Origin of the sequence: Bradyrhizobium sacchari, from assembly GCF_002068095.1 — a bacterium.
Lineage (GTDB): Bacteria > Pseudomonadota > Alphaproteobacteria > Rhizobiales > Xanthobacteraceae > Bradyrhizobium > Bradyrhizobium sacchari.
Window position 1 is genome coordinate 375,275 of sequence record NZ_LWIG01000033.1, and the last position, 7,406, is coordinate 382,680.

The following is a 7,406-nucleotide window of genomic DNA, read 5'->3' on the forward strand; positions in this document are numbered from 1 at the left end:
GAGCCGCGCCGCGCCACAACAAAACGGCGAAAACAACCCCATGCACAGTAGGCGGCGGGTTGTTTTTGCTCGTGTTTTTCGCCCCTCCTCGCAGCCCCGGCGAGGCCGCCCCGCCCGCTCCGGTCGGCCGCCGTCTTGATGCAAATCAACACCGGATTGCCATCCGGCAAATGATGCTCGTGGGCAACCTTTCCGGACGAGCGGCGCCATGGACGAGCTGTCGAAATTTGGCATTGATGCCGGGAGGCTGCCGATCTGGCTTCGCATCGTCGCGGTCGCAGCGCTCGTCCTGCTCACCACCGGTGCGGGCTTGCTGGCATATCGCTGGTACGCCAACCCCGTCACGCTGTCGATTGCCGTGGGCTCGCTGGATGGCGACGCCCCCAAAATCGTGTCTGCGCTTGCCAGCCGGCTTGTCGTGAACAAGGCGCCGGCCCGGCTCAAGGTCATCGAGACCAGCGGCCCGCTCGAGTCGGCGACCGCCTTCGCGTCCGGCAAGACAGATCTCGCCGTGGTTCGCGGCGACGTCGGCGACCTGTCGCAGGCGCAAGCCATTGTCGTTCTCGCCGAGGCCGTGGCCATGCTCGTTGCGCCCCCCGGGTCGACCATTGCGGATGTCGCCGGTCTGAAGCGCACGACCGTGGGCGTTGTCGCCGGAGATACCAATCAGAGGATCGTCCAGGTCCTCACCAGATCCTATGATCTGGACCGCGCCAACGTCGTGTTCAAAAACCTTGCACTGGACGAGGTCCGCCGCGCCTTCGACAGCAAGGAGGTGCGTGCGGTCCTTTTCGTCATACCGCTGAGCGAGAAATATCTGTCACTGGTGCGGGGGCTGTTCCCGCAGAACGTCAAGACCGCGCCGGTGCTGATCCCGATCGAGAACGCGGGAGCGATCGCGGAGAAAGAGCGCGCCTATGAAAGCTTCGACATTCCCAAGGGAACGTTGCGAGGATCGCCTCCAATCCCCAGCGATGACGTAACCACCTTGCGCGTGTCCTACTACGTGGTCGGCAAGAAAGATCTCGATAACGACACCATCGCCGGCCTCACGCAGGCGCTCACGGCCGCGCGCAGGGACATCTTGCCGGACTGGCCGATCCTCGCACAAGTCAAGGCGCCCGATACCGACGCGGGCGCCTATCTCCCGGTTCATGCCGGCGCCGCGGAGTTCTACAACGGCAGCCAGGTGTCCTTCCTCGACAAGTGGAGCAACGCGATCTTCCTGGCACCGATGGCCCTGGGCGCACTGGCCTCGGTCGTGGCAGCACTCTGGCAATTTCTCAGGTCCGGCGAAGCCAAGCCGCATGAGCCGGCACTCGACGTGCTCTATGCGCTCGGTAGCAAAATACGGCGCTCGCAAAACGAAGCGGAACTTTCGGAGATCGAAACTCAGATCGACAACGTGCTCCGCGCACAGCGCGCGAAGTCCGATGGGGATGAAAACACGCTGGATGCGGCCACGTTGAACGTGGCGGCGCACCGTCTCGAAAATCTCATCCATGATCGTAAGGCCGCGCTGAACGCTGGCCATTTACAATCAACGCCCTCCACCCCGAGCCAATCACAAGTCTAAAGCGTGATGCGATTTGGATGAATCGCCATTCGCTTTAGGATATTGTTTGCGCATGATCTTTCGGAAAGCCGCTTCGCACTCTTCCGGATCATGCTTTAGCCGTGCGTCTTCCGATGACAGTTCAAGCATTATCTGGCCCCCTCCACAAACGCGACCGGCGTGCCTTTGGTGACGCTGCCGGCGACACGTTCGGCGTCCCAATTGGTCAGACGCACGCAACCGTGGGATTCCGCCTTGGATATCTTGTCCGGCGAAGGCGTGCCGTGAATGCCGTAGCCTTCGGCCGAAAGGTTGATCCACACCGTTCCAACCGGATTGTTCGGACCGGGCTTGATGGTGAAGGGCTTGCGCGAATGGACACCCTTGAAGTGATAAGCTGGATTGTAGCGATAGAGCGGATTCTTGCTGACCTCCGTGACCTTGAGCGTGCCTGACGGCGACGGCTTGTCCTCGCTGCCGACGGTTGCCGGATAGAATCCGATCAGCGCGTTGGCCTTGTCGAACAGCTTGACGGTCTGCCTGACCTTGTCGACCTCGACTCGGTCGGCCTTGGCAGGTGCCCCTTCGCCTGCGCTCGCGGTGTCGACGACGACGATGGTGTCGCCCGCCCGGTCGAAACGGCGCCCTGGATTGAGCGCCGTCAGGAGCTGCTCGCTCATGTGAAATTTCTCGGCGAGAGCCTCGCGCGGACTGACAAAGCCGAGCTTCGGGATGTCCTTCATGTCCTCCATCTTCGACGGCAGCTTGTTCAGGAACGGACCCGCCACGTCCTGCTCGGTGATGGCATAGGTCAGCGTGACCGGCCGGTCGTCCGCCCGCAGCGCCTTCCAGACCTCCTCCGTCGGGGTGTCCGAGCCCGGCAATTGCCTGGCTTCCGTAAAGGCGCGCAGCGCCTTCTTCGCGTTCTCGCCGAACCTGCCGTCAATCTCGCCGGGCGAGAAATGCGCCCTGTCCAGCAGCACCTGCAGCCGCACGCCCGCCGGGGTCGGCTTCTCGTTCGAGAGCGTCTTCTTCGACGGCTCGGCGGAATTGATGGCATCCGCGGTCATCTCGGAGGCGAACACCGGCAACGCTGCCAGGGCGAAGACAAGAAAGACGCAGATCTGCCCCGTTTTCGTCAGCGACATCGCCGCCTCCTTTCAAATCTCCAACCGTTCCGTGTCAAATTTTCCGGCTGCAGCACCAACCAGCTCGCTGTACCGGCCTTCGTATTGTCGCGCCATTCGGCGTGCAGTGAAGCGCTGCTCGAAGCGGGCGCGCACCCTCCTTCGATCCAGCTTGCCCAGTTCACCGACCGCCTTGACGGCCTGCTCCTCGTTCTCGACGATGAAACCGGTCAAGCCATGCTCGATGACCTCGGGGACCGATCCAGAGCGGTAGGCGATCACCGGGGTGCCGCAGGCCATCGCCTCGATCATGACCAACCCGAAAGGCTCCGGCCAATCGATCGGAAACAACAGAGCGGCGGCCCCGCCGAGGAAGGGTTGCTTCTTCACGTCGTCGACTTCGCCGACAAGCTGGATCGTCTCGCCGTCGATCTGAGGCTCGAGGTGTTTCTTGAAGTAAGCGGTCTCGGCGCGTGGAATCTTCGCGGCGATGCGGAGAGGCATTCGGGCCGCGCGCGCAATGCGAATGGCGTCCTCCGGCCCCTTGTCTGCCGTGAGGCGGCCAAGAAACGCCAGATAGGATCCCTCCTCATGAAAGGGACGCAACAGCTCCGACGGCAATCCGTGCTGAATGGTCCCGCTCCATTTCGCATCCGGAAGCGGCAGACGCTGGTGATCGGAAATGGACACGAAGCTTGCATCCGGAAACTGCCGAACCACGTCAGGCAGCCCAGGCAAGTCGAGGCGGCCGTGCATGGTCGTCAGGAACGGCACGCCGAGGCGACTGAGCAATGGCAGGTGCAGCCAGTCGATGTGGGCGTGGATCACGTCAAAATCCCTGGCTCGCTTCGCAATCGCTTCCATCAGCATCGTGCAGGCAGCACTCGGATCGGCGCCCCTCCGGCCAAGACGCAACGCACGGGGCCACACCGCGTGAAGTTTGCCGGTTGTACGGGAGTCGCCGCTCGCAAACAGCGTGACGTCATGGCCGAGCTTGACAAGCTCATCCACCAGCCACGCCACCACCCGCTCGGTGCCACCGTAGAGCTTCGGAGGAACGCTTTCGGCGAGGGGAGCGAGCTGAGCGATGCGCATGAGAGCCTGCTACACCGCTGACCGGAGGATCAGCACGATGGCTGCGGACAGAAGGTTCGAAATCGCAAGCAATGTCCAATCCGGCCTTGCGCTTCGGCTCGCCAGGCGACGCGCAAGGCTCTCAATGATCGCTAACATTCGTCACCGGAAAGCCGCTCAAGATAGGCCAGCCCGAACCCCGCAAGGTCCTGGGCATCGCCGTTCGTCTCGCGCGCTTCCCGCCTCCCTTGCAGATGACGCTCGAGGAGACAGCGACGGCCGTCTGCAGCATCGACATCGCGATGCCGGGCGCGATACACGCGCCAAGCGGTATCAACCGCTGTTCGCAGTGGGCTGTCGTCGACCATTTTCCCAGCTCCGACGTGGAGATGTTCATGGGACGCCAACTCGTGGCGACGACGGAAGTTTCCGGTTTTTCCCGTAAAGTCTAATCCTGCCCGCAGCGCGAGCGCAGTCGGCACGCGCTCTCTTTGAGCGTGTAAATCAGAGGGTGCGTCGCACCGCCATCTCCCCAGCGAGCAGCAAGGCAGCCCGGCTGGCGCCGATCGATGCGATGCCTTGTCCGGCGATGTCGTAAGCAGTGCCGTGCGCGGGCGTGCAGATCGGGAAAGGAAAGCCGCCGAGCAAGGTCACACCGCGATCGAACCCCATCAGCTTCATCGCGATCTGGCCCTGGTCGTGATACATCGTCAGCACGGCATCGAAGGCGCCGCCCTTGGCGCGCAAGAACACGGTGTCGGCCGGGAACGGCCCCTCGGCGGCAATGCCTTCGGCCTGGCCGGCTGCGACCACGGGCGCAATCACGTCGATCTCCTCGCGGCCGAAATTACCGCCGTCCCCGGCGTGCGGGTTGAGACCGGCGACTGCAATGCGCGGCCGGGCAAAGCCGGCGTTGCGCATGCAGGATTCGGTCAGCCTGAGTGCACGATGGATGCGCTCGCTCGACAGGTTCGCAGCAACGTCTTTCAGCGGAATATGCGAGGTGACCCGCGCATTCCAGAGCCGGTCGAGCACGTTGAACTCGCTCGCGGGGGTCTTGAGGCCGACGACTTCCGCGGAAAACGCGATCTCGTCGTCATACTCGGCGCGGGCAAGTCGCATCGCCTGCTTGTTGAAGGGGGTGAAGCAGACGGCGTCGACACGGCCGTCCCGGCCGAGCTCGAGCGCATGCCTGTAATTGGCCAGCGCGAATTTGCCGCCGGCAAGGGTCGCAGTCTTCGGCTCGACCCGCCCGGGATCGAGGTGGCGGAGATCGACAAACAACGCATCACCCTTGGCCGCGCGAAGGTCGGTCCCCTGCTCCACCATGGTCAGGTCCGGCCAGACACCCGCGACACGTGCGCCCTCGTCGAAGATACGGCGGTCGCCGATCACGACCAGACGGCAGCTCGCGCGGATGTCGTCCTCCGCGACGAGCTTCGCCGTCAATTCCGGGCTGATGCCGGCGGGATCTCCCATCGCGAGTGCGATGAGCGGCTTTACGGTCATATGATCACCTTCTCTCGAGCTGCATCTTGAACTGTCGTTTCATCGGCGGATGGCGCGGGTTTGCGCCGCAGGCGCGCGAGCTGCAACACGAGCGGCAGCAGGAGCAGCGCGATGCCGCCGACGATCAGGCACGTCACCAGCTTGTTGGCGAAGAAGATGCCCAGGGATCCCTTGGAGAGCAGCATCGACTGGCGGAACGCATCCTCGGCCTTGTCGCCGATCACGATCGCGAGCACCAGCGGCGCCAGCGGATAGAACAGCTTCTTGAAGAGATAACCGACGATGCCGAATCCGAGCATCATGACGACGTCGAGATAGGAGTTCGACACCGAATAGGCGCCGACGACGCAGATGATCACGATCAGCGGCGCGATGACGACGAAGGGAATCCGCATCAGGGCGGCAAAGACCGGGACGGTCAGCAGCACCAGCGCAACGGCGACGATGTTGCCGACATACATCGAGGCGATCAGGCCCCAGACAAAATCCTTCTGGTCGACGAACAGCATCGGTCCGGGATTGAGGCCCCAGATCATCAGTCCGCCCATCATGACGGCCGCGGTGGCCGAGCCGGGAATGCCGAGCGACAGCATCGGCAGAAGCGCACTCGTGCCGGCGGCATGATCGGCGGTCTCCGGCGAGATGATGCCTTCGACCTCGCCCGTGCCGAAATACCGGCCACGACGGGAGAAGCGGCGGGCGATGCCGTAGCTCATGAAGGAGGCCGCGGTCGGGCCGCCTGGCGTGATCCCCATCCAGCAGCCGATGGCGGCGCTGCGCAACAGCGCAACACCATGCCGCGGCAGACGGCCGACGGCGCGAAACACCTCTCGCCAGTCGATCTTCGAGGAGACCGCGCGGGCGTGAAACTCCTCCTCGACCGCCACCAGCAGCTCGCCGATGCCGAACAGGCCCATGACGGCGACGACGAAGCTCACGCCCTTCACCAGCTCGTCGACACCCATGGTGAGACGGACGCTGCCGGAGACGGTGTCGATGCCGATGGCCGCGATGGCAAAGCCGATCGCGAGCGCCACGACAGTCTTGATCGGGGCCGCACCGCCCATGCCGACGAAGCTGGCGAAGGCCAGGAAATAGACCGCAAAGTACTCCGGCGGTCCGAAGGCAAGCGCGACCTGCGCCACCCAGGACGCGAGGAAGGTGATGAGGATGACGCCGATCAACGCGCCGAACGCCGCCGAGCCGAAGGCGGTGGCGAGCGCCGTGGTCGGCCGGCCGTCGCGCGCCATCGGATAGCCGTCGAAGGTGGTGGCGACGGAGGACGGCTCGCCCGGAATGTTGAACAGGATTGAAGTGACCGAGCCCCCGAACAGCGCGCCCCAATACATGCTGGAGAGCAGGATGATCGCCGAGACCGGCTGCATGCCGAAGGTCAGCGGCAAGAGCAGCGATACCCCATTCGGCGCACCCAGCCCCGGCAGCACGCCGACGAGAATGCCGAGCAGCACGCCGATCGCCATCAGGACCAGATGCGGCACCGTCACCGCGATGGTGAAACCGTGCAGGAGCTCCTGGAGATTATCCATCGGCCTCCTCCCTCAGAAGCCGAGCGCGGCGGCCAGTGCGCCGTGCGGCAGGCTGACCTGGAACATGCGCTCAAACACGACGTAGAGCGCGAGCGCGGTGGCGACCGCCATGGCGAGCGCGCGCAGCACGGATTGGTGCTTCGGGATCGCCAGCACCGCAAAGACATAGCTCGCCGAGGCGAGATACATGCCGAGCAGAGGGATCGCGGCAACGAAGATCGCAGCTGGCACGAACAGGCCCGCGAGCCGGCGCAACTCGAGCGGCGTGATGGCGATGGGCACGTTTGCCAGCGACGCCGCCGGCACAAGGCCCCGCACCAGATTGTAGAGGCTGCCCAGCACGATGATGATTCCGGTCAGGAACGGAAACGTGCCGGCGTCCACCCCCGCGCTCGACCAGCCGATGCCGTTGTCGAGGCTGGAGACGACAACGGCCGCACCGAAGCTGCCGGTGAGGACAGCGGTCGCAAGCTCAAGCGCGCGGCGCGAGATCATGGGGCGCCCTCCCTCATGCGTCGTCCCGGCCCCCGTGCGCAGTGCGCACTAGGCCGGGACGACAGCGGAGTTTGTGGCACGATAGCCGCGATACGGCGG

General features: G+C 64.2%; 7 protein-coding genes. 1 reads left to right on the forward strand and 6 read right to left on the reverse strand.

The genetic code is table 11. The annotated features are described in order from the left end of the window. The first annotated feature begins 208 nt into the window (after positions 1-208). A complete protein-coding gene (locus tag A5906_RS29820; protein ID WP_080138764.1) occupies positions 209-1,576 on the forward strand; it encodes a TAXI family TRAP transporter solute-binding subunit in 1,368 nt (455 codons plus the stop codon). Between the two features lie 128 nt (positions 1,577-1,704). Here A5906_RS29820 and A5906_RS29825 read toward each other — a convergent pair whose 3' ends face one another. From A5906_RS29825 to A5906_RS29850, 6 genes are all read right to left on the reverse strand, one after another. Further along, entirely contained in the window at positions 1,705-2,703 is a 999-nt protein-coding gene (locus tag A5906_RS29825) for a L,D-transpeptidase family protein (RefSeq protein ID WP_080138765.1), read from the reverse strand. Positions 2,704-2,715: 12 nt separating this feature from the next. Next, positions 2,716-3,777: a glycosyltransferase family 4 protein gene (locus A5906_RS29830; protein WP_080138766.1), complete on the reverse strand. Its 1,062-nt coding sequence runs from the start codon at positions 3,775-3,777 to the stop codon at positions 2,716-2,718. A gap of 131 nt (positions 3,778-3,908) precedes the next feature. Next, a complete protein-coding gene (locus tag A5906_RS29835) occupies positions 3,909-4,124 on the reverse strand; it encodes a hypothetical protein (RefSeq protein ID WP_080138767.1) in 216 nt (71 codons plus the stop codon). A gap of 136 nt (positions 4,125-4,260) precedes the next feature. After that, entirely contained in the window at positions 4,261-5,265 is a 1,005-nt protein-coding gene (locus A5906_RS29840; protein WP_080138768.1) for a 4-hydroxythreonine-4-phosphate dehydrogenase PdxA, read from the reverse strand. Continuing rightward, complete coding sequence (locus A5906_RS29845; protein ID WP_080138769.1) at positions 5,262-6,812, reverse strand: tripartite tricarboxylate transporter permease; 1,551 nt, start codon at positions 6,810-6,812, stop codon at positions 5,262-5,264. Before A5906_RS29845 ends, A5906_RS29840 begins: the two co-directional genes overlap by 4 nt. A 12-nt stretch (positions 6,813-6,824) precedes the next feature. Continuing rightward, positions 6,825-7,307: a tripartite tricarboxylate transporter TctB family protein gene (locus tag A5906_RS29850; RefSeq protein ID WP_080138770.1), complete on the reverse strand. Its 483-nt coding sequence runs from the start codon at positions 7,305-7,307 to the stop codon at positions 6,825-6,827. Positions 7,308-7,406 lie beyond the last annotated feature (99 nt).